2 protein-coding genes are annotated in these 25093 nt (G+C 72.3%); both read right to left on the minus strand.

What is annotated here, in order from left to right; genetic code table 11:
• Positions 1-43: 43 nt before the first annotated feature.
• Entirely contained in the window at positions 44-247 is a 204-nt protein-coding gene (locus AC3EUJ_RS03130; RefSeq protein ID WP_431959318.1) for a hypothetical protein, read from the minus strand.
• Positions 244-25086, minus strand: coding sequence for a UvrD-helicase domain-containing protein (locus tag AC3EUJ_RS03135; protein WP_431959319.1), 24843 nt, complete (start codon positions 25084-25086; stop codon positions 244-246). Before AC3EUJ_RS03135 ends, AC3EUJ_RS03130 begins: the two co-directional genes overlap by 4 nt.
• Between the last annotated feature and the right edge of the window lie 7 nt (positions 25087-25093).

Below are 25093 nucleotides of genomic sequence, written 5' to 3' on the forward strand. Positions count from 1 at the left end.
GCACGGCTCCGGCGGGGCGGGGCGGGCCCGCCGGAGCGGGCACCTACCCCGTCACCTCCATCACCTTCGTCCAGGCCTCCAGCACCGCCAGCACCGCGCGGGCGTTGGTGCCGTCCAGGTCCGGCAGCCGCGTGAACATGGCCGCGACCCGCTGCGACCCGATGACGGGCCGGGCCCGCTGCCCGGTCAGCCGCACCGAGTACAGCGACCCGTCATCGAACGCGCCCTTCACCTGCACGACGCTCACCGCTGCCACTTCCCTTCCGCCGTCACGGCCTGCGGCCCAGTACGGCGAGCGCGCCGAACAGGAACTTTCCGCAGGTCGTCGTCCAGATACCACGAGTCGGAGAACAGTGACTCAAGGCCCACGGGCAGGAGCTGCCACGACTTGCCGTCGCGGGCGTCCATGCCGGCCAGCAGGTCAGCCCAGCAGCCGTCACGGGCCGTCGCGTCGGCACGGTGCCCGCGGGTGGGGAACCGGTCGGCGAGCCGGACCTGCGTGTTGCGCTTCCGGTTCCCGATGCGGCCGGTCGACGTCCGCAGCCAGTGGTAGGCCTCCGAGGCGGCCGCCAAGTCCGTGATGGAGTGCTGCATGTGGTGGCCGAGCTGGTGGAGGGCCTGCGCGTCCAGGCCCGGCGCGGACGCCACCGAGGCGCCCTCACTGCCAAGGGCGGCCTCGCCCAGGTCCACGTTGTAGTAGCCGCGGGTGAGGCCGTCGGGGTGGATCGTCAGCTCCTCGGCCGCGCTCAGCCAGTCCGTGGGCAGGAACTGCAGGGACCGCTTCACGGCCTCCTTGCTGTCGCTGTCGGGGCCGCCCACGACCATGGTGTCGGCGCCCGGGCCCATGGGCCGGATGTCGCTGAGGGCGGCCAGCGAGGCCTCCCGCAGTGCCCGGTTGTAGGCCTCCTCCATGCGGCGGGCGTCCGCCGCGGCGTGCCGCGTCTCGGTCTCGGCCCCGGCAAGGTCGAGCTCGGCGCCGCGGTTCCCGGATCGGGCCTGCGCGGTGACCTGCGCGACCCGCTCCACGGCGCGCCGCTCGGTGTCGCGGGCGGCCGCCACGGTGGCGTGCGGGTCCGCTCCCAGCTCGGGCGCGGCCTGCCGCATGCGGGTCAGCACGTCGGCGTCCACGGCGTCACCCGCGCCCAGCAGCGTGTCCAGGTGCCGCATGGCGCTCTCGCCCGGTCCGCCGTCGGCGGCACGGTCAGCCGTCCACCGCGTGCCGTCGGAGACTTCCGGCAGTCGGCCGGCCTCGAGTTCCGCCGTGCTCGTACGGCGCCAGCCGATGACGCGGCGGGCGATCTGCCCGAAGCGGCCCGGCTCGGGCATGTCCGCGGCCTGGCGGGCGACGGCTTCGGCACTGTCAGCGCCGTCCTCCGCGCCCTGTACGGCGTCGGCGACCAGGGAGCGCAGGCCCACGGCCTCCGGCCACGACTTGATGCGGCGGGCGAGGCCCTTGCCGATGCGGGACAGCCGCTCGCGGTCCCGGTCGCGCCACTTCTCGGCGGCCTTGCGGGCCACGGACCGCACCCACTCGGCGACCTTGCGGGCAATGCGCTTGATGAACGCCCAGATCCGCGCCCACAGGCCCGGGCGGGGCTCCTCCCCGGTGGCGTCGGTGACCGCCGCGGCGATCCGCCCGGCCACGGCCTGCTCGCCGTTCTGCAGGGCGGCTGCGGCCTCGGCGGCGATCCGGTCGGCCTCGGCGGTGGTGAGGGTGCCGTTCGTGGCGGCGTCGGCGATGCGGTTCAGCGCGGGCGTGACGGCCTGCGTGACGTGGTCGCTGACGGCCCGGTCGGTCTCGGCCTGTGCCCGGCGGCTGCCGAAGCCGAAGTTGAGCTGAATCAGCGGCGCGTTGCGGCCGCCGCGACCGCCCCGGCTGGAGCCGCCGCCGTAGCCGCCCCGGCGGGAGCCGGCGCCCCCACTGCGGGGGCTGTTGATGGCGGTGATGGTGTGCCGGGACGTCGCAGCGTTGACGATGCGGTCGACGTCGACCGCGCTGGAGATGCCGCGCAGCAGGTCCACGGCCCGGCGGGCGGTGTCCTCCTCGGTCTCGTCGGGAAGGGGCTCGATGTCGTTGACGATCCGCAGGGCGGCCGCGACGGCCTGCTCGCGGGCCTTCTTGGCGGCGTCGTTGGCGACCTTCTGCGCGTACTCCAGTTCCGGGCCGCTGATGCCGTCGTACTCCAGCCCCGCGAGGAACGCCGCGGCGACGCGCTGCTCGGCGGCGCGGGTGGCCTCCGGGGTCATCTGCTCGGCGATGGACTGCCGCAGGGCGTGGATGCTGCCCGGGGTGGCTCCGGTGATCGCGGAGTCGATCACGGCGTCCATCACGGACCGGGCCCGCTCGGTCGTCAGGTCGGCGATGGTCCGCGGCTTGCGGTCGTCGCGGTCGTGGACGGTGGCGACCCACTTGGCGCTGCGGGACAGCTCCATCACCTCGCCGGTCTGCATGTCCTGGACGGTGAAGCGGCGCCAGAACCCTTCGACCTGCGGCGGGGCGATGATCCGCACTCGGCGGTGCGAGTGCAGGCCGGCGCCCAGCCCCGTCGGGGCGTCGATCACGTCACCGCGCTTGAGGCGCGATGCCGGGATGCGCACGGCGGCCCGGGCGGGGGCGCTCGATGCCGGGGTGGCGGGCCGCGCCGGGGTGCTCGGCGCCGGGGCCGGGGTGGCGGCCGAGGCGGGGACGCTGGGCGCATCGGCGTCCAGCGACTCCAGTTCGGCCTCCACGTCGGCCGGGTCCACAGTCACCGTGCCGTCCTCGTCGTCGCTCGACGGCAGGATGACGCGGTAGCTGTTCGCCGGGTCGGGCAGGTGCCACACCGCGGCGCCGGTCGCCATGGTGTGCTGCGAGGCGTTCCCGTCGGCGTCGGTGACGTCCAGGGTGCGGGTGCCGCCGGGGCCCGCGGTCACGTCGTTGACCGCGACCGGTTCGGCAGTGCCGTCCGCATCGGGGATGGCGACATGGTCACCGGGGGCAACGTCCCCTGCGGTGCCCGGGGTCGGCCGCTGGTCACCGTCGGGCTGTCCGCCGTCGAGCTTGTCGGCGGCACGGCGCGCGACGCGGCCGCGCGGCCCGTTGTCGGCGTGCTGCCGCAGCGAGTCCGCCAAGGCCTGCGCCTGGTCCTCGGTCACGGGCAGGTCCGCGTTCAGGCGGACGGAGGCCTGCACGGCGTCGGGGTCGTCCAGGTCCATCAGGTCCAGGTCGTCCACGGCGTCCCGCTCGGCCGGGGTCAGGTCCGGGTCGGTCGTCGGCCCGGTCACGGGGTCGATCGGGGCGGGCGCCTCGATGACCCGGGTGTCGTCCACCTGCGACGTGGCCTCGTGCGGGGCGATGTCGGCGGGCCGGCCGGAGCCGTCCAGGGCCCGCTGCACCTTGGTAGAGCTGACGTTCTCGAGAACGCCCACCTCCCCGGTGGCGATGTCCGCGTACTCCACGCGGGTCCGGTCCCCGTTGTGCGTCACGTCGGTGACGTGGACGGGGGTGGGATGTCCGGTGTCGTCCAGCATCACCGTGTCGCCCTTGTGCAGGTCCCGCAGGGTGGTGGGCTCCAGCGAAGCGACCGCCGGGCCCTGCTCGCTGCCGGTGCCCGACACGCGCAGGGTGGAGGCGTCCACCTGGCTGCTGCCGTCGGGGCCGGTCACGGTCACCTGGTCGCCGTCGACCTGGTCGACCACGCCCAGCGGGCGGCCGTCTTCGCTGATGGCGACCTGGCCCGGCTCGATGCGGCGGCCGTCGGCGGTCCAGCCCTCGGGCCGGGAGGCGCCGCCGTCGGCCACGCTCAGCGCGGTCGGGGCCGTCGGCTTGCTGCCGCGCTGGCCCTCCCAGTGCACTGCCACGGCGCTGCTGTTGGCCTCGGTGACGATGCCTTCGCGGCCGCTGTGGTCGCGCACGACCGTGCCGGGGAAGATGCCGTTGCCGTCCCGGTCGGTGGGCACCTGCCCGGGCAGGTTGCCCTGCAGCGCGTCGAGCTGCGCCCCGGTCGGGGCGGCGCCGGGCGTCGACTGCGGGAGCTGCTGCGCGCGGGCCGCCTGCGCGTCCATCGGGACGTACACCGGAGTGCGGTCACCGGACGCCGCGTCGGGGGTCTCCGCCACCAGGATCTTGAGAGCCTGCTGACGCTGCCCGCGACGGGAGACCGTCACCTCCTGCGGGACGCCCTGCACGTAGCCGGACGCGACGCGCGGGGTGCCGCCCTTGGTGGTGCCCTCCAGCCGGGCCACGTCGCCCTGCTGGAGCTCGTCGGCGCGGACCCACTGTGCGGGCTGCCCGCCGATGGGCTCCGGCGCGTTGACGGGCGTCTCGTCGCCGCTGGTCGCGGCGCGCTCGACGTCGGCCGCCGTCTGCTGCTGCGGGGTGGCCAGTTCACCGCGGCGCGGCCGCCGGCCGATGACGGTGTGCTCGCGGGTCACCCACGCGACGGGCACCGGCTCGGCGACAACACCGTCCGGGCCGTCCTCGCGGACCCACTGCGCGTCGTGGAGCTGCCCGTCCTCGCCGATGCGGGCCCGCACCGTCGCGTACTCGATCCGCGGGTTCTTGCCTGCGGAGGTGATCGACGCGTCCCGCTCATTGGGGTGCGCGAACGGGGACGGGGTGCGGCCGCCGCTTTCGCGGAACGGGACCGCCGCCAGGGCCAGCACCTCATCACCGGGGCGCAGTTCGGCGGAGTCCCACACCGGCCACGTGTAGCCGTGCTCGGCCCACTGGTCGCGGGCGGCGCGGGTGCGGCGCACCCACGCCTCGCCGAGCGGCTCCGGCACGGGCGGCAGGCCGGGCGCGTCGTACCGGGCCTTCTCGACGGCGGCACCGATACGGCGGCCGTCGGCGTCCCGGAACCCGGAGTCGCCCAGCGGCGGCAGGTCGGAGTCCCAACCGACCGGCCGGCCCCGCCAGTCCTCGATGCCCTCCAGCGCATCTGCCAGCGCGTGGGCCTGCTCGCGGGAGTCCAGGCCGTCGGCGTCGCCGAGGGCCTGCGCCGACCCGGGCGCCATGACGTGCCAGCGGCCGTCAGCGCCCTCGTGCACGGCCAGGCGGCCGCCCCTGGACAGTTCCAGCGACGGGTCGTCGGCGGCGGCCTGAGCGGCCTTCACGCGCCGCGCCCACTCGTGGGTCTTGAAGCCGGACGGGTCCTGATCCCGGGTGGGGCTCTCGGACCACGTCAGGTCCCACAGGTGGTTGCGCAGGTCGTCCAGGGTCGGGAAGCGGCGCCCGGCCTCGCCCTGGCGCTGTGCCAGGTCGGCGGCCGCGGCCTCCCGCTCCTCGTCGTACGCCTCCTGCTGGGCCCGGCGCTGCCGGATCTGTTCGTTGTAGAAGGCGGTGCCGGACATGGGGCGGGCGTTCTCGTCGCCCCACTTCTCGCGGACCCAGTCCTTGAGCTCGTCCGACGCGTTCTTCTCGTAGGTGGCCTGGTTGGCCTCGAATAGCAGGTACGTGGGGTCGTCCAGGCGCTGCCCGGGGATCGTCTTCGCGGGACGGCCCTCGGCCTCGGCGAGGGCGTCCTCGGCGGGCTGCTTCTCGCGGGCCTTCATTGCCCGGTCGATGGACGCCCGCTTGGCGACGTTGCCTTCCAGGCCCTGCACGGTGGCCAGCTCGTCCAGGATCGGCTGCTGGTAGTTGTTGCGGTAGTCCGCCGTGATGGCCTCCCGCTCGGCGGTCAGCCGGGCCAGACGGTCCCGGCGGGCCTCGCGGGTGGACATCACGCCCGTGGCGTCGGCGATGTCCTGCGCGTCGTCGCGCGGCTTGCCCGCGGCGATGCGGCGCGCCTCGGCTTCCCGCAGCTGGTCCTCCAGCGGCAGGGCGCTGCGCCGGTCCTGCTCGTCGCCGACCCGCTCCAGGTCCGCGATGTCGTCCCAGCCGTTGTCCGTGGCGTGCTGGACGAGCACATGCAGCAGGCCTTCAAGCTGCCCGTCATCCAGCGCCGTCAGGTCGTCGGGGACCTGGCCGGGGCCGCCGCTCCACGTCGGCATCGCGCCGTCCTGGACGGCCTGCGCGGCGCCGTTGGTGGCCTTCTCCGCATCGGCGGCGGCCTGTTCGGCCTTGGCCGCGCCGGGGGTCTGCGACTGCCCGGCGAGCCGGTCGGCGTCGCGGGCCGCCCGCATGGCCTGAGCAAGGTTGCGGCCCTGCGCGTCCCGCCATTCGGCGGCATGGCCCGGGTCGAGCGGCGCGTTCCATGTGAACGGCCGGCCCTTGGCGTCGGGCATCGCCTCGTAGGTGTCGGCCATCCGCTGCGCGTCCTTGGCGGTGCCGCTGATCTGCGAGTCGTCGTGGCTGCCGAAGGTCAGCGCGGTCCGGGCGTGCCCGAACTGCCAGGTGCGGCCGCCGTCCGTCGACCAGTACGCGACGCCGCCGTCAGCGGAGACACCCAGCGTCGGGTTCTCGGCGAGCTCGCGCCGGAACGCCTCGTGGTCGGCGTCGCGCGGGTACGGGTTGGTGCGGTACCGGTCCCGCAGGTCCGCGACGGCCTTGGCGCGGCCGTCCGCCGGGGCGCGGCCGGAGCCGCCGCCTGCCGGGGCGAGGGGGACCTTCGGCAGTGGGGCGAGCGGCAGGCCTCCACCGCCGGGGAGACCGTCAAGGCCGTCGCCGTCGCGGTCGCGGTGGCGGGGCCGCTTGCGGCGCTTCTTCTTCCGGCCGTTCTCGTCGTTCTCCTCCTCGCCGTCCTCGTTGACCGCGTCGTCGGCTTCGTCCTGCCAGTCCGCGCCTTCCTGCGCGTCCGTGTCGTCGTCGCTATCGCCCTGCTCGTGGTCGGGGCGGGGCTGCGGCTCGTCGGTGCCGTGCTCGTCGGGGTGCGGGCCGCCGGTCTCCGGGGTGGTGTCGACGTCGCCCTGGTCCTCGTGCGTGCCGGGTGCCGGCGTGCGGTCGTTGTTGCCGTCGCCAAGCTCGGCCGGGCGCGGCTTGCGGCGCACCACCCCGAATTCGATGTTGGCCATGTGGACGTGCTCGCTGCGCCCGTCGGGCATGGTGAGGGTGCCGTCGGCGGGGTACTGGGCGTAGTTCTCCGAGCCGAACGCGCGGATGCCCCGGGACAGCAGGCGCCCGGGCCCGGTGATCGTGGCGTGGACGGTGCCCATCGGGTTCGCGTTCTCGCTGAGGTTCGGCTTGGTGGCCCGGTCACCCCCCAGGAAGTCGCGCGTGATCGGGAACACGACCTCGTCGCCGGGCTCCAGGTCCCACGGGCGGGTTGCGACGGTGAAGCCGTCCGCTTCCTGGCCTGCGTGCCAGTCGGCGGCCGCTGCCTCCCAGTTCGCGTCCTCGGCGCCCTGCTGGAGGCTGAGGTTCCACTGGCCGTACTTGTTGTCGTGCTCGGCCAGCGCCCGGCCCATGGCCACGCTCAGGGACTCGCCGCTCGGGCCGACGAACTTCTGCGCGAGGGCGAAGGCGTCCGGGGAGTCCCACGGGAAGAGGTGGCCGTCCTTGTCGCGGACCCCTTCCAGGGCGTTCGCCATCGCCAGGGCGTCCTTGCGGGTGCCCGCGCCCACCAGGGGCTCCATCGAGCCGGGCACGGCCACGAAGTAGTGGCGCATGTACTGGTCGCCACCGCCGAGAGCGTGACGGTTCGGGTAGACCATCAGCCGCTTGCCCTTGGACAGGCCGGTCAGTTTGCTGTCCGCGATCTGCGCCCGCTCCTCGGCCGTCGGCCGCGGGGTGCTGAACCCGCCGCTGACATCGGTGCTCGCGGAGTACCAGTCGCCCAGGTCGCCGGAGCGGATGTGGTCCCGCAGCGCCCCGATGTTGGTGAATCGCACCGGGTGGTCGTCGGCCATGCTCGGGCCGCCGGCCGGAGTCTCGGGGACGTTGGGGGCCTCGGGCGTGCCGTCGGGTGTGGCCTCGGAGACGGCCCGCTCCACCGTGGCGCCGCGGTCCAGCGCGATCCGGCGGCCGTCGCTCGGGTCCATGTCGGGCCGGTCACCGACGACCAGCCGCCACACCGGCACCCTCTCCCGGCCCTCGTTGCGGATGCTGGTGGCCTTCACGGGCTCCGCGAGCAGGTAGCCCTCACGGGTCACCGTCGCACCGGACGGGCCCTTGCCGACCGCGCGAACCAGGTCACCGTGCTTGAGGCTGCCCGCGTCGACGTGCTCGCTTGCCCGGCCCTGGATCGGCTCCGGGGCGGCCAGAGAAGTGTGCGCCTCGGGGGTCTCGGGGGTGTGGTCCCCGGCAAGGGGGGAACCCTCGGGAACCGCGATCACCCACCTGGAGAGGAAGGCGTGCTCGCCGCCGTTGCCGCCGAGCACCGTGTACCCGTAGTGGTTGCGGGGGCCGACTCGCACGGCCATGTACCTGCCGGGGGAGGCCATGACAGTGTTCTTGGGCCACTCGACAAGGACCCGCTCACCCTCGGGCAGATCGATAAGCCGCCGGTTCAGCCGCACCCAGCCCTTCTTCGGGTACGAGTTAAACCGCTCCTCCACGGGCACACCGTCAGAAGGCGCCTCCGGCGCGGCAGGGGTCTGCGGCTCGGGAGCGGTGTTGGCGCCCTGGTCGTCGCGGACCGCCACCACTTGGTCGGGCCGGAAGGCGTGGTGGGCGCGGTGGTTCCTCTCGCCGCGGTCAGGGGAGAACAGCACCTCGGACGAGCTGCTCCTGTATCCGACGCGCGCCTCGTGGTACACGGGCTTGTGCCGGGTGCTCATGTAGTCGTCCCGGTACAGCACCCACTGGCCGGGCTGCAGGTCGGCGGTGGCGCCGTCCACCCGCGTGAAGCCGTCCGGGATGGTGTTGAACGTCCGGGTGACGGGCAGCTCCTCGCCGCGGGCGGTCAGCTCCGCGTCGATGGCGTCCTGCTCGTCAGCCAGCCGGTGCGCCTCGGCCTGGCGCCCGGCGAACCCGGCCATCGCCTCCTCGGCCTGACGGCGTGCGGCGGGGCTGTCGTCGCGCACGAACTCCAGCTCGCGGCGGGCGTGCGGGTTGTGCCAGATCTGGCCGGTGGCCAGGTTCACGGCCTCCACGTCGGACTCTTCCGGCGAGCCCTCGTCCTCTCGGCCGATCCCGTCCTTGCGGCGGGTGATGATCAGCGGGTCGGAGAAGACCGTGTGGTCACCTCCGGTATCGCCGCGGACGACGCGGCGGACGATCTGGCCGGGCTCCAGCTCCCCGACGCGGGTGACGGTGCTGCCCTCCGGGAGATCCTTCGCCCAGTCAGCCTCCGGCACAGTGCCGATGCTTCCGGTGGGCCGGACATCTCCCCGGCCGATGCCGTGGTCGTGCCCGTCGGCGTCGCGCACCACCACATCGCCGTAGCCGCGATCCAGGACGACGTGACCGGTCTGCGTGCCGGCCCCGCCCTCGGGGGTGAACTCGACCTCCTGGCCGTGGATCAGGTGATGCGGCTGCTCCTCGGTGTCCTTGAGGGCGTCCAGCTCGGCCTGCACCTTCTCCGGGGCGACTTCGACCGTGTTGGGGGCGTCGACCTCGGGCGCGTTGCCGGGCATCTCGCGCTGCCGTGCGGCGAACCGCTCGTCGGCCAGGCCGCGCAGCTCCTCGATGTACTCCAGAGAGCCGAGGTCCACGCCCTTCATGCCGCGGGTGGCCGCGACGTACGCCAGGCGCAGCTCCTCGTCGGAGGGGAGCTGTACCGGCGCGCTCGGGTCGGTGGACTCCTTCGGGCCGGTGAAGTCGGTGCCGATCTGGACCAGGTCCCATTCCAGGCCCTTGGACTTGTGGGCGGTGGAGACGACCAGGTCGGCGCGCTTCGGGTCCTCCTCCAGCCGGTCAACCATGTCGATCAGGTCGTCGGCGCCGTTCTCGTCCACCAGCCGCACGAACGCGGCGAGCTGCTGTGCGCCGTCGGTCTTCTCGGCGTACTTGCGGACGTCGTCCCACGACTTGAACGGGGCCAGGTCGGGGTGCTTCTTGGTCCGCTGGCCGTTCTGCAGCTCCCGCGCGCCCTCGGCCATGCGCTTGAGCTCGCTGCCGCCGCCGACCATGTGGACCTTGCGGCCCTCGCCCAGTGCCTTCATCACCGCGGCGACGACGCCCGCGTTGGTGCGGCCCAGCACCGCGTTGGGCTGGTCGATGGGGCCGATCGCCGTGGTGGCGTTGTCGTTGCCCTCCATCAGGTGCGTGGCACCCAGGAGCTTGAGGAACACGTTGGCGATGTCGGCGACCTCGGGGCCGAACCGCCACGACTTGCTCAGCGGCAGCGTGCGGTCGGCCGGCCACCCGTCCAGGGCGTTTTCCGCGCCCCGGAAGGCGTAGATGGCCTGGTTGGGGTCGCCGACGATGACGACCTGCGCGCCCGGGCCGCCGTGCGGGGGCCGCATGTTGTCCATGACGACGCGGCGCAGCACCGGGTTAATGTCCTGCGCCTCATCGAAGAAGATCGTGTCAGCGGCGATCTTCGGGCGGCTCAGGGCCCAGATCTTGAGGTAGTCGTCGTGCGAGAAGTGCAGCTTCCTCGAGCGCGGGTCGATCTTGTCGGCCCATGCGGCGCGGGCGTACTTAACCACGGCGTCCCGCAGGGCCTTCGGGTCGCGGGCCTGCTGCAGCGTGGGGTGCTCGTCCGACGGGACGTGCTTGCCGCTGATCTCGTCGTCGTCGCTGTTGCGGTACCGGCGGATGGCTTCCTTGACCAGGGCGACGATGTCTTCCCGGTCGATCGAGCCGTCCATGCCAGCCGCGGAGCGCACGCCCAGGAAGTCGGCCCACACGCTGTCGGCGCGCTCGCCGATTCCGCCGTCGGCTTTGCCCTCCTTCACCTTGTCGGCGAGGGGGGTGACGGCCAGGTCGCGGCCCGCGAGGGAGTGCGCGGTGGACACGCTGACGTGCCGCATCCCGGCGAACTTCTTTTTGGCGTCCACGCTGTTCGCGTTGTTGAACGCCAGGTAGGTGATGCGGCGGTTGCGCAGCCGGCGGGCCAGCATGACCAGGGTGGAGGTCTTGCCGGTGCCCGCGTAGGCGACGACGGCCAGGTTCTCGCCGTTCATGCCGGAGTCGAGCACGTCGCGCTGCTGCCCGGTCGGCGGGTACGTCTCGACCGCGGCGGCCTCACGCTCGTACTGCTCGCGGAGCTCCGGGGTGAGGGTCTTGCCGATCTGGGCCTTCTCGGCTTCCCACTGCTGGTCGCGCTCGGCGACGTACGCCCGCACGTCGCGCTCGATGCCGTCGGTGGTGCGGGTGACGTTGCCCTTGGTGCGCCAGCCGCCCTTGTTGGACTCCCAGCTCCTGGAGGCGGGGTTCCACGAGAACTTCTTGGACTTGAGCCAGGTGTTCAGCTCCACGTCGGGCGCGCTGGAGGAGACCAGGACGTTGTTGCCCTGCCGCGTGACCGTGATGTCCGCGCTTGGGCGCGGGGTGGCCCGCTCCCACTCGGCGGCCGCGTTGGGGTTGGCGACCGGGACAGCGTCCTTCGGCGTAATCGGCTCCGGGGTGGCCGGAGCGGCGGGCGCCTGCGGAGATGCCTGCGGCGCGTGTTCCGAAGACGCGGGCCGTATCAGGCCGATCTTGGACTCTTCACGGCGCAACTGCTTCACGCGCTCACCGCCGGGAGCCTCGGGGTCCTCCACCACAAGGCGGGGCGTCCCGTCGCTCCAGGTGTCCACGCGGGCCACCCGGTACTCGCGGTCGTGCCAGCCAACGCCGACAGCACGCCAGTGGTAGGCGTCCTTGGCGTGAGCGATGCGAACGGTGTCACCCGGCCGCGCCTCGGAGAGCGGAACCCGCTCCCAGCCCTCCGGGACCGTGGAGTTGGTGTAGGCCTCCAGTTCCTCCTTGCTCATCAGGCCCCACCTGTGGAGCTTCGCGGGGTCCTCGTCGTTCGGGCCGACGGTGCCGCGCACCAGGCCGTCGGCGGCGCTCTGCCACGACGGATACGTGCCGCCCGTGGCGCCGTCCTCGGACCGCCATGTGTACGCCTTGTCGTTGCCGGTGACCGTGCCTAGCTTCCGGGAGCCGTCGAAGATGTCATGCTCGAACACGCCGTCGGCTGTCTCGCGCTGGACGTGTTGCCACTTGCGGCCGGCGAACTGCACTTCCCTCGGCTTGTGCGGGTTGGCTCGGCGCTCCTCCCACCGCTGCAGGTTCTCCGCGATGTCCTCACGCGTGTGACGGTGAGCAGCCGACTTGAGGTGCCTGTTGGCCGCCGTGCGGGCCGCACCCTTGTCGACCACCGCAACCCACGGGTCGTAGTGCTGCCAAGTGGTGGCGGAGCCGCGGTTGAGCCTGTTTCTGTTGTCGAACGAAGCGAAATGCAGACTGTCCGGGACGGCCGTGTACGTGATCAGGTCGGCGGTTCCGTCATTTTCTCCTCGACGGAACAAGCGGGCCACGTCACCAGGACGCAAGTCGTTGCGGTGCACCCACCGCTGCCCCTCCGGCAGCTCGATCGACGGCGGGTTGTCCGCGCTGTTCTGCGTCTCCGGCACGCCCGGGGCCTCGGGCACAGACGGCGCCTGCGGAGCCGCCTGCGACTCGGGGGCGGTCTCCTGCGGCGTGACAGGGCCGCCAGGCTCCCCGTCGGAGTCCACGGCCTCCCGCACGTGCGCCTTGGGGTCGTAGAAGTGCTGGCGGCCGTCGGTGCCGGTCACCCTGACCTTGCCGCGGCCCGTACGGACCACAGCGTCCGGCGCGTCTCCGGCCTGGATCACGTTGCCGTCGGCGTCCACGAACCGGTCGCCGGGCTTGATGTCGGCCGCAGGCCGGTACTCGGGCGCGGCCTCCATCTGCTCGGCACCCTCGGCGTCGGCGAACATGTCCGGCGTACCGAACTGGTCCACCGGCTTCTGGGCGATCTGCTCCGGCCGCTGGTCCTTCGGCTTGGCCGGGGCACCGAACAGGCCGCTATCGCCCGCGGCAGCGGGCTTCGGCTTGGCCGGGGCGGCGGGCTTGCGGCCCGCACGGCGGTCCCGCTCAGCCTCCAGGACGGCCATACGGGTCTTGTCCGCGCCGGACAGCTCGCCCTCGGTGAAACGGCGCTCGTCCATCGCCATCAGCTCGGCGGCGATCTCCTCGTTGGACATCGCCGACGGCGCCTTCGCGGGCGCGGTCGGGGCCTGCGCGGGCTCGGGCCGGGTCTCTTCGCCCTCGGGGTCGCGCAGCTCGGCGCCGTCGCGGACGCGGGCGACGACCCCCGCCGGGTCGATCTGGTACTCGCGGCCGGTGCCGGGCTCGGTCAGCGTCCACTTGCCATCGTCCTCGACGCGGGCGAACGTGCCCTCGGAGTGGCCGCCGCGGCCGCCGATGACGTTCTGGTACCGCACCTGGTCGCCAGGCTGGAAGTCGGCCGCAGCCCACGCGCGGGACAGGCCCAGCCGCTCGGCCTCGGTCTCCGGGGTGGCCGTGGACGCCATGTCCTGCGCGACCTGCTCCGGCGAGGGCGTGACCTGCTCGCCGGGCGCGGTCTCCGGGGTCAGCTCGTCCGCGCGGAACGTGGCTCGCGCCGGCCCACGGCCCACGACCACGGTGCCGTCTTCGTCGCCGTCGGCGTAGACGTACCAGCCGTGCCCCTCGGGGTCGGTCACGGGCTGCTGGAACTGGAACCGGCCGCCGATCACCCGACCGGGGCGCGCTTCCTGCTGCTCACGGAAGCCGGGCTGCAGCGTCTCGTGCTCCGCGATGCTCACGCCCGCGGGGCGCGGCCGGAACGTCGCTTCGTGCCGGTCGAGCTGTTCCGTGTGGTCCTTGAGCACCTTGTGCAGCCGCGCTAGCGGCCCGAGCATGATGGCTCGCTGCTCGGGGGTGTACTCGTCCCACTCCAGCGATGTCGATGGCGTCCCGTCCATGTAGAGGAGCTGCTGCCGGCCTTCGAGCGTGTCGCCGCTGCTGCCGTGCTGGATCGAATCGTCCGCCAGGTCGCGCAGCAGCCGTCCCAGCGTGCTCGGGGGCTTCTTGCGGCCGAACGCCTGCCGGGTTGCGGCCTCCAGCTCCTCCCGGGCCTGCGCCACGTCCGCCCGGACCCGGTCCCACTCGGTGTCGGGGCCGGCCGCGTCGTGAGCCTGGTAGGCGTCGCGGAGCTCCTGCATGTACCGCCTGAGAGTCGGCAGGTACTCCGGGTCGTTCCTGTGCTCGTCGTAACGGTTGACGTCGTCGCCCTCGATGCGTCCCCGCACGTTCGAGTACAGCTTCGCCAACTGGTCGCGGTCCAGGCCCGAGATGTCATCGGGCATGCCGACCCGGTACGGGTCCTCACCCGGGCCCACGGGCCGCTGCGGGGAGGTCGGCGCCTGCTCCGCGTCGAGCTGATCGGTCGGGTACGTCGCTTCGCGGCCGCCGAGGTCCACCGTGGCGAAGTGACCGTCCCCGCCGCGGCGGGACTCCAGGTACGTGATGCGGCCGCGGCCGCCCGGCGTGGACACCTCGTCGCCCAAGGCGTGCCCGTCGAGCCGGTCATTAGTCGGAGCCCGGTCAAGGAGCTCCCGGATCTGCTGCTCGACCTCCGCCAGGCGCTGGCGCTTGGTCTCGTCGTCGCCCTTGTCCAGGTCGACCATGAGGCGCGTCTGCTCGTTGCGGAGCTTGATGAGCTTGGCCCACTCGCGGCGGCGGCTCTCGGCCGCAAGCCGCCTCGCCGGGTCGGAGATGGTCAGCTCGTCCGGCGTGTAGTCGGCCGTGGACTTGTCGCCGAACTGCACGACGACCTTGCCGGGCCGCCGGGTGGTGCCGGTGGTCGAGACGGCCTTGCCGGTGCGCCCGTCGGGGGTGGTCACGGTCTCGCCGAGCGGGAACCGTCCGGCCAGGAACTCGGCCGGGCCGGGGCCGCCGTCCTCCGGGATCAGGTCGTCCTCAGCGGCCGGCGCCGGACGCTTCGTGTCCGGGGTCGCCTTGTCCGGCCGGGGAAGCATGGTCTTCGCGTCTTCACCGCTGTCCGCGTGGCCGTGCAACTTCGCCGCGAGGCCCTGCAGCACCTTCTTGCGGCGCCGCCCTTCGGGGGTGGAGGCGTCCACGGCCTCGGCCGCACGGTCGACTTCCTGGGCGAGACGGCGCATCTCGGCCACGGTGATGTCGCCGTACTTTCGATCCGCAGCCCGTGCCAGCACCGGGTCATCGGAGCGGCGCCACTCCTTGGACAGGGCGTCGAGCTCGTCCTTCTGCCGGGTGGACAGGGCGCTGTACCAGACCTGCAGGCCGGTCATCTGCTCCGGCTTGAGCGGGCCGTTGCGCGGCCTGTCGCGGCTGTCGGCAGGCTTCTTCGAGCCGCTTACGACGGCGTCGGCGGCGTCCGCCATGGCGCGGACGGGTCGGCCGTCCCCGCCGAAGGGGCCGTAGGGGGCCCCGCCGCGTGCGTCCTGCGCACGCCAGGTACGGCCGTCGTCGCTGGCGCGGATCCATCCGAGCTCGTTGCCGTCGTCGTCAACGACGGTGCCGTGCCCGGCCTCGGTGTCCACGTCCTTCAAGCGCCCGCCAGACGGCAGGGCCAGGCCCTCGCTGCTGGTGGCCTGCTCCAGGTCCGCGGCGTCCGTCGCGGCGTCCTTCTCGGCCCGCTCCTGCGCCTTGCGGTCCCGCTCCTGCTGCTTGAGGGGCACCTTCGGTTCCGAGCCGGGCAGGCCCAGGTCGCGCAGCTCATGGATGGCGTAGCCGCCGGTCGCGTTCGTGCCGGGCCCGTGGTTGACGACCGCGGTGCCCTTGTCCTGGTCGATGCTGAAAACCTGGCCCGGGCCGTGCGGGGTCATGACCTCGTTGCCGACCTTGAAGTCCGTGGCTTCCGGGGTCTGCTCGGGCGCGGGCGCCTCGGAGGTCTCCGGGGCGTCGTCCTTGAGGGCGTCCAGCTCGGACTGCACCTCGTCCGGGTTGACCTCGACCTGGTCGGCGGGCTTCGCCTTGGGGGCGGTCTCGCCAGTGGCCTCCGGCGTCTCCGGGGCGTCGTCTCCGAGGGCGTCGATCTCGGACTGCACCTTCTCCGGGGTGAGCTCGTCCTGGCCGCCGGTCTCGCCGGGGGCGTCGTCCGGCGTATAACCGGCTCCATCGCCGTCCCCGGCGTTCGGCGAGGACGTGGTGGTGCGCGGGGGCTTGCTGCCGCCGCTGGAGCCGCCGCCGGAGGCCTGCGGGCGCGGCTCGGCCGGGGTGCTCTCGGGCGTGGTCTTCTCGTCGTCCAGGGCGTCGATTTCGTCCTGCACCTTGGAGGAGTCCAGGACGATGCGGTCGCCGTTGGTCTTGCTGCGGCGGCCGGAGAGCTGGCGGGCGCGGGCCCGCTCCTCCTTCTCCTTTGCGCGGCGCTCCTTCTTCGCCACGGCGTCCGGCCACACGATGCGGGTGGCGCCCTTGTCGTCGCTCTCCACGACCGGCGGGGCGGGCGTGCGCGGCGTCAGGTCGGTGTCCTGCGCGACGGTGGGGTCGTCGGCGTCGTCTTCGTTCTCGCCCGCGCGGACACGGGCGTCCTTGAGCTGTGCTTCAAGGCTGCGCAGGCGCTCCAGCTTGGCCTTGCGGGCTTCCTCGGTGGTGGTGTCCTTGCCTTGCTCGCGGATGAGGGCGTTGACGAGGTTGTACCGCTCGCGGGCGGACTCGAGATCGGCCTCCTGCTCGAAGGGCTTGCCGATGCGCTCCCGGGCCTGGTTGGCGGTCTGCCCCTCGGTGCGGAGCATGCTCTCGGTGTTGCGGATCCGGCCCTCGATGCCGTTGACGCCCTCTTCGATGCGCCGCACCATCACCGGGTTGTCGATCTGGGAGAGCGTGTAGCCGTTGCGGCTGCCGGGTACGTCGGGCAGCTCGACGTCCACGACGTGCTGCACGGTGCCGTTGGCGAACGACACGCGGAACTTCATGGTGACGTCCAGGCCGCCGACCTGGCCGACCTTCACGGCGGGGTGGTCGTTGCGGTACGGGTCGCGCTTGCCGTCGGTGAAGACGTCCTGAGCCTTGGCGACGAGAGCGGCCAGGGCGTCCTTGCGGTCGGTGATGTCCTTGCCGCCGATGGAGGCGTTGAAGTCGTCGCCGCGGGTCGACTTGCGCTTGGCGAGTGCCGCCTGCCAGGTCTGCATGTGGCCCTGGGCGACGGTCTGCAGCTTGTCGAACGCCTGGACGGTGTTCTTGTAGCCCTCCTGGGCCCGCATGTAGGCCTTGGCCTTGCGCTCCAGGGTGCCGAGCGAGGCCTTGAGGGTGGCCTTCTCCAGCAGGTAGGGGTTGCCGGTGGCCAGGGCGGTGACCTGGTCGGCGTTGAACACGCCGTCGGGGATGTCCTCCACCGTGCGGTCGGTGAGGTTGCCCTTCATGAGCTGCCGGATGAACTTGGCCTTCCGGGCCACGGTCTGCCAGGAGAACCCGTCGAACGACTGCTCGGTGACGTACTGGTAGATCGCCACCTCGGGGTTGATGTTGCCCTGGCGGATGATGCGGCCGTTGCGCTGCTCCAGGTCCGCCGGCCGCCACGGGCAATCCAGGTGGTGCAGCGCGGTCGCGCGCAACTGGACGTTGGTGCCGGTGCCCATCTTGGTGGTGGAGCCGACCAGGACGGCGATCTTGCCGGTGCGGGCGTCGTGGAACAGGCGCGCCTTCTCGGCGTCGTTCTTCGCCTCGTGGATGAAGCGGATCTTCTCGGCGGGGATGCCTCGCGCTATGAGCTGGGCCTTGAGCTCCTCGTACGCGGGGAACTGGCCCTGTTCCATCTCCTCCACGGAGGTGGGGCCGTCGGCGCCCTTCTTGGCCTTCTTCTTCCGGGATGGGTCCTTGGGGGTACCCATGTCCATGAAGACGATCTGCAGGCCGCCGCGCGTCGGGTGCGGGGTGTTGTCCTTGGCGCTGACCGGGTACTGGGTGTCCTTGGTCTGCTCGTGGATCTTGGCGATCTGGTCGGCGGCCGCCGACAGCTTGTTGCCCGCCTCTTCCAGGCCGACCATGCGCGGGTCCAGCGACACCTTCCGGCCGTCGCTGGAGATCTTGAGCATGTTGTCTTCGGAGGGATCGACATGCCCGGCCTTGACGTCCCGGGCGCGCCGCTCCAACTCGCTCTGGTAGTCGAGCTGGGCCTGCGTCGGCTCCACGGTGATGGTGATGGCCTTGCCGCCCACCACGTCCGGGGTGTCGACGTAGTCCGCCAGGTCGTCGGAGTCCTTGACGTCCGCGACGGTCTTCCAGATGCGCAGCAGTTCGGGCATGTTCCGGAACGCCGCGAAGCGGGCGACCTCACGGAACCCGGAGCCGTCGGGGGCGAGCTCCGACCCGGTGACGATCTTGCCGAAGGTCGACGCGAACTCGTCGAAGTCGCGGACCCGGGCGGCCTCCAGCAGGTCCGGCCGCAGGTAGCGCAGCATGGTGTGCGCTTCGGTGACGGAGTTGGAGATCGGGGTGGCGGTGGCGAAGGTGACCACGCGGCCGGACTTCGTCTTGCCCCGCAGGTACTCCAGCTTCATGTCCAGGTCGGAGGCCCTGTTCGAGCCTTCGATGCCTGCGCCGGGGATGGAGCTGTTGGTGGCAAGGTTCTTGTAGTGGTGGGCCTCGTCCACCACCACGTAGTCGATGCCGGTGTCCTCGAACGACAGCCCGGCCTTGTCCTTGCTGGCCCCGGTCTTCTTCTCGATCTTCGCCCGGAGCTTCTTGATCCGGTTCTCGATCTCCTTGACCATGCGGGTGTCGGACTTGTTGCGGCCGCGGCCGTCGGCGTCCTCAGCCGCCTTCTGCCGAGCCATGGCCCGCTCAAGGGACTCGATCTCGCGCTCCATGTAGGCGCGCTGAGCCTCCGGACGCATGTCGATCGACTCGAAAGCCGTCTGCGTCATGATGATCGCGTCGTAGTCGCCCGTGGCGGTGCGGGCGACGAACTGCCGGCGCTTGCGGCCCGCCAGGTCGTCCGACCCGGCTGCCAGCAGCTTCGCCTCGGGGTAGATCTCCTGGAACTCGTCCCGGAACTGCTGCAGCATGTGCCCGGGCACGACGATGACGGGCTTGTTCACCAGGCCCAGGCGGCGGAGCTCCATGACGCCCATGGCCATCTCGGCGGTCTTGCCCGCGCCGACCTCGTGCGCTAGGAGCGCCGCGGGCTCGTTGACCATGCGGGCGACAGCCGCGTGCTGGTGGGCGTGGGGCTTGAAGTGCTCGACCAGGCCGGGCAGGGTGCGGCGCTGGCCGTCGTAGGAGCGCAGCGCCAGGTTGTTGTGGGTGTCGTTGTAGAGCTTGGCGACCTGCGCGGACCGGGCGGCGTCCTGGAACAGCCAGTCCTGGAACCGCTCGCGCATCTCCTCGGCCTTGTCCTGCGCGAGCTGGGTGGCCTCAGCGTCGACGTAGGAGTTGCCGTCGTCGTCCTTGCGGCGGACCTGGATGCGGCCGTTGGTCAGGATGGCCTCGGCGAGCTTGACCGCGTCGTAGTCGTCGGTGCCCCACAGCGAGGTGGCGCGCTCACTGCGCTTGACGCGGTCGGGCGCCTCCACCTTCCACATGGAGCTGCCCTGGTAGTCGACCTTGACCTGGTTGCCGAGGATCGACTGCAGGAACTGCTCGACGGGCTCCTTGCCGAGCCAGGAGGCGCCCATGGCGGCGTCGATCTCGCCGGGGGAGATGTCCGGCGGGATGACGTCTTCCAGGTGGCGGACGTTGACCTCGAACTCGGGGTCGTCGGCGGCCCGGGCGCGGGCGTCGTTGAGCTTCTGCCGGACGTTGCCGGACAGGTAGTCGGCGGCCGGCACCAGGTCGGGGCCGCCGTGGTCCTGGAAGACCAGCGGCATCTCTTCGCCGGTCTCGGGGTCGGTGGAGCGGGCGGCGAGCAGCTGCCGGCGGGCGTCCTCGGGGGTGGTGCGCAGGGCCCGGGCGACGTCGTCCACGTCCAGGCGGCCGTGCGTCTCCAGGGACAGCACCAGCGCGTCTTCGGGGGTGTCGGCGTGCTCGGCGATGGCGCGGTGCCGTCCCTGCCGCTTGGTGAAGATCGCGGCCGGAGTGGAGGTTTTGGTGTTCTCGTCGTAGCTGTCCAGGCCAAGGACGACCGCCATGGTGGGGTCCTTGGTGAGCAGCCCGCCCATCGGCGGCCGCTTGCGGGTGGCCTTCTCGACGGTCTCCCCGGTCTCGGGGTCGGTGGCCTTGCGCTTGGACCACTCGAAGCGGTTCAGCGACCCGAATTTGCCGTGGTACGCCTGGTAGGCGTCGTTGAGGACGTGGCGGAGCCGTTCGACCTCGGCGTCGGAGACGGCCGGGTCGTTCTCGGCGCGCACCAGGTCCTTCATGGCGTCGCGCAGGCCGACGAGCTGCCGGGCTTCCTCGAACTGCGTCTTGGGGACGTGGTACGGGAGCACCTGGCCGTCACGGACCTGCGTGAACGTGCCGTCGGCCTCGAACTGCACGTGCCCGTCTTGGCGGTCGGAGCCGGGCTCCAGCAGCCGCGGCTTGACGCGGGTCGCGGAGTCCGGCCGGTACGCCAGGCCGTCGGCCTTGGCGTCGCTGGCGATGTGTCCCAGGACGCGGTGCAGGTCGGGCGCGGCGTTCCGGTTGCCGTCCACGTTCAGGTCGCCGGGCCCGTACATGCCGTGGCCCACGGACATCTGGCCGAGCACCCGTTCCGGGTTGACCAGGAAGTACGGGTTGACGTGGACCTTGGGCGTCTGGGGGTCGTCGGCCTTCTCCGGGTCCTGCCCGGGCAGGTCGGTGACGCGGGCGGTGTGGACCCACATCGGCGGGTCGTCGGCGCTGCGCTGGGTGAGGGGCTTCACGGCGCCCGTGCGGTCGCGGCCGGAGGTGAACTCCTTGTCCTTGTCGCGGCGCCGGAAGACGAGGAGGTCGGTGACCACGTCGGTGCCCGCGGTGCGGCGGTGTGCGCCGCCCGGCAGACGCACCGCGCCCACCAGCTCACCCTTGGAGGCCATCTCCATGCGGGCGTCCTCGGCCCGCGAGCCGCTGCCGTCCATGGTGAAGCGGCTGGTGATGACGGCGACCAGACCGCCGGGGCGGGTCAGGTCCAGCGACTTGAGGATGAAGTGGTTGTGGATGTTGTGGTTGCCCTTGTTGTGCCGGAAGTCCACTTCCTGGTAGTCGCCGAAGGGGACGTTGCCGACCGTGGCGTCGAACATCCCGTCGGGCAGGCGGGTGTCCTTGAAGTTCTCCGCGCGGATGTCCGCGTGCGGGTACAGGGCCTTGGTGATACCGGCGGTGATCGGGTCGAGCTCGACGCCGGTGACGTGCACGCCGTCGGGGGCGTGGCCGATGAAGTTGCCGGAGCCGGCGCCCGGCTCCAGCACCTCCCCGCCGTCGAAGCCGAGCTGCCGCAGGCCGTCCCAGATGGCCTGCGCCATGGCGGGATCGGTGTAGTGCGCGTTGAGGGAATTGCCCTTCGCGGCCGCCCACTCGTCATCCGACAGCAGCTCGCGGAGCTTGTCGTGGAGCGGCGCGAACTCGTGCGACGGGTTGTCGGCGAAGATGTGCGGAACGGCGCCCCACCCGGACCAGCGGGCGAGGATGGCCTGCTCCTCGTGGGTGGCGGGACGGTTCTCCGCCTCCAGGCGGCGCAGCACCTCGATGGCGGCCACGTTCGCCTTGGCACGGGCCAGGACCGTGGACGGGACCAGCACGGACCCGTCGGCAGGAGGCTCCCACGACGGGGCAAGGGCCTCCTGCTCGGGGGTTCCGAAAGTTACAGCTCCAGGCGAAGACTCGGCAGCGTCGGATACGGCGGCATGTCCAGATCCTCCGTCCCGGGCTCCTTCTCCCGGTCGTACACCGTCTCCTGCAGCACCTTCTCCCGCGCCCGGTACCGAGCGGCGTTCATCTCCCCGATCCGATCCCGGAAGTCCTGCCCCGGCGTCCCGCTCGGCATCAGATCCAGCGCGTCCTCCGCGATCTGCTCCTCGATCTCCTGCCCCAGAGCCGTGAAGAACGCTTCCGGATCGGGCAGTGCCGCTGTCCCCTGCGGCCGGTACGTCGTCCAGTACGCCTTCGCCAGGGCGCCGTACGGATTCATCAGTGGTCCTCTCGGGGGTGGTGGGCGCGGCCGGCGTCACCGTACCTGTGCGCGCGGACTGCACCGCGGCCGCGGCGTTACGGTCGCCGTTGCCGTCGGTCTCGGCGGCCTTCGCAGCCTTGGCGTCCTCGCGGGCCTTACGGGCGGCCTTGTTGCTGTCGAGCGTGGCCTGCATGCGGTCGACGTGGTCACGGACCAGCCGCTCGAACGCCTCCAGGTGCTGCCGGTCGCGGCCGTAGCCGTCCAGGCCCGGGCGCTCGTCCAGCTTCGCCAGTGCGGCGCGGGCGGCGTCGTCCAGGTCGCGGTAGGCCTGGATCCGGTCGGACAACCTGCGGTGGTACTGGTTCGTCGCGGCTTCCACGGCGTCGCGTAGCGCCGGGGCCTCGGGGTGCCGCCCGATGAACATGTTGTCGCGGGTGGGGGTGTGGTCCCACTTCGGCCACGCGTCAACGATGGCGTCCTCGGCGGCGTTCATCTGCGCGCGGGTCTCGGCGAGGCCAGCCTGCGTCGTCGGGTCGCCGTACACCTTCGGCCGGTCGCCGTCCGCCTTCGGCGCGGCGGGCTGCGGCTTGCGGCCGTCGAGCATGGCCTGCCCGGCGTCCTCGGCGAGGTTGTCCAGGACGTGGGGGGCGTTCCAGTTGAAGGCGCGCCCGTCGGCGTCGCGGTAGGCCTCCAGCTCGTTGGCGCGGGCCAGGGCGGCGGCCTTGTCCGGGAACGGCTTGCCGATCTGCTGGCCGGTGCCGGCGTGCCGCACGTACCAGACGTCGTGGTCCTTCTTGACGACCAGCGAGCCGCCCTTGGACATCTGCCCGTTGGAGATCAGGCCCTTGGCCCAGACGCGCGCCTCCCGGCGGGTCTGCTCGGCGGCGCGGTCGTTGGTCGACCACGCGTCGGGGTTGTCCTGCCAGTGGGCCTGGACCTGCTGCAGGGAGGTGAAGCGGCGCTGCGGCTCGGTGCCGGACGGCAGCCACGCATCACCGGACGCGGGGGCGACCCGCAGGGCCTCCCGCTCCGCGGCGTGCGCGGCCCGGGAGGCGGCAAGCTCCTCCTCGGAGGGGTTCCAGTACGAGGTGTTCGACCTGTCGTAAGCCCTCTCGCCTTCGGGGCTGCGAAGGCGGTCCTCGAGGAACGGCGCGTCCCAGTTGAAGGCGCGGCCGTCGCTGTGGCGGGTGTCCTCCTCCATGCGCTTGGCCCACTTGAGGGCTTCGCGCTTGCTGTCCCACGACAGCACGGACACGGTGTCGCCGGTCCCGGCGTACGCCGCGCGCCATTCGCGGCCGGACTGGTAGATCACGAACCGGCCGTGCGCGGAGAGCTGCGCGTTGTCGGGCAGGCGCTCGGCGAGCGCGGCGGCCTGGCTCTCCTGGAGCTTGCGCACCTCGGGGGTCTGCTTGGCGGTGGGCTGGTCGGGGTTGGTGGCCCAGTGCTCGCGGACCTGTTCGACGGTGTTGAAGCGGCGGGGCTGGTCGGCGATGGTCTGGCCGGCGGGCAGCCAGTCGTCGCCGGAGGGCGCCGGGACGGCTGCGGGGGCCGCCGGGGTGAGCTCGGGCTGCTCCGGCTGCGGGGCGGCCTGCTGCGGCTGCGGGGCGGGCTCCGGGGTGGCGTCCTGGTGGTCGCGGCCGCGCTCGATGGCCTTGTTGATGCCGTCACGGCCGTTGGCCATGTCCAGGCGGTCGCCGACGTGCTTGGCGTTCCAGTCGATGAGGTTGCCGCGGGTGTCGCGGGCGTCCTCCAGCTCGTTCGCCCACGCCAGGGCGTCGCCGCTGTTGGAGAACCCGGCAGTGTCGTTCATGATCAGGCCGGAGCCGCTGTGGTAGACGTACCACTTCTGCTTGCCGGAGCGGGTGACCAGGAAGTTGCCGTTCTTGGAGAGCGCCGCGGTGCGGGCGATCTCGGTGTGGCTGTTGCCGGAGTAGGTGGCCAGGCGGACCTGACGCTTTTCCGTCGCGGTGGCGCCGCGCACGGCGACGCCGTTGTGGGTGCGCGGCGGGCGGGCCCACACCTCGTCGCGGCCGCGCGCCCAGTGCGCGGTGACGTCCTTGACGGTGTGGAACTTCCGCGCGGGGGCGGGACGCGCCGGGGCCGGGGTGGTGGGCTTGGCGGCCGCGCGGGCTGCGGCCTCCAGCTTCGCGGATGGCGCGCCCGAGTTGGCGCGGTCGCGCTGGTAGTCGTCCAGCGGGTAGTCGACGCGGACGACATCGAAGCCGTCACCGATGGAGTTGTCGATGACGTTGGCCTCGAAGCCATCGTCCATCGTGATCTTCGTGCGGCCGTCGGGGAGCTTCTCGACGGCGGCGACTCGGCGGGTGAACCATCCGCCGTCGTTGTCGACGCCACCGAACGCCAGGTACTCGCCTTCCTTCACGTCGCGGGCGCGGGAGTGCCGGTAGCCGGGCTGGGACTTCGCGGAGCCGGTCGGCCGGCCCCGGTGCACGGGCGCCTCAGCAGCGGGCGGGGCGACCAGGGACGTACGGCCACGGCGGCGGGCTTCGGGCGTGTCCAGCACCCGGGCGAGCGAGGCGAGGCCCTGCGCCGGGGTGGGCAGCCACCCTTCCTGGTCGTGGAACGGAAGTTTCTCGAGCTCGCCCGCGGCCGCGAGGGCATCGGACTTGGAGTCGAACCAGTTCCGCTGACGGCGGCCGGTGGCAGCCTCGAACACGTGCCAGTTGTCGCCGATCTTGCCGACGATGTGGCGACCGGACGGGGTGAGCTGCGCCGAGTGGATGACGCTGGCCACGTCCTTGGCCTGCTTCGCACGCTCACGCGCGGTCTTGTCGCTCTCGGGCGTTGCGGCGATGCCGTGGACGCGGCCGTTGCGCCAGTCGCCCAGGACGCCGGACACGGTCGGCTTGTCGTCCGGGATGGGCTCGGGCGTCTTCTCGTCGCCGTGAGTGTGGGCGCGGGGCGTGACGCCCGGGTGGCCGTTGTCGCGCTGGTCCAGGCCGTCACCACGGCTCGCGTCACCCTTGCGGCGCTCGTCCTCCTTCTCGACCTTCTCCTGGTCCCTGGTCGGGCGGGAGCCGTCGGGGCGGGCGACCATGGTGAGCCGGTTGGCCATCATCCGCTCGTGGATGCCGCTGTCCAGGCGCTCCACTTCGACCATGTCGGCGCCCAGCGCGCGCACGACGCGGGCGAGGCCTCCGCCCCACAGGCGGGCGATGCCGCCCGTCTCGACAAAGCGGCCGCGGGAGTCGCGGGGGTGCAGGGCCGGGTTCCACGCCCTGCGGGCGATCTTCGACTCGAAGGCGGCGGGGGTGGCGGCGGAGCGGCGGCGGAGCGACATGCCGCGC

This window comes from Actinacidiphila sp. bgisy160 (assembly GCF_057707815.1).

Coding starts and splice junctions, on each gene's coding strand:
- AC3EUJ_RS03135 (WP_431959319.1), bottom strand. CDS start 25,086: ATGTCGCTCCGCCGCCGCTCCGCCGCCACCCCCGCCGCCTTCGAGTCG.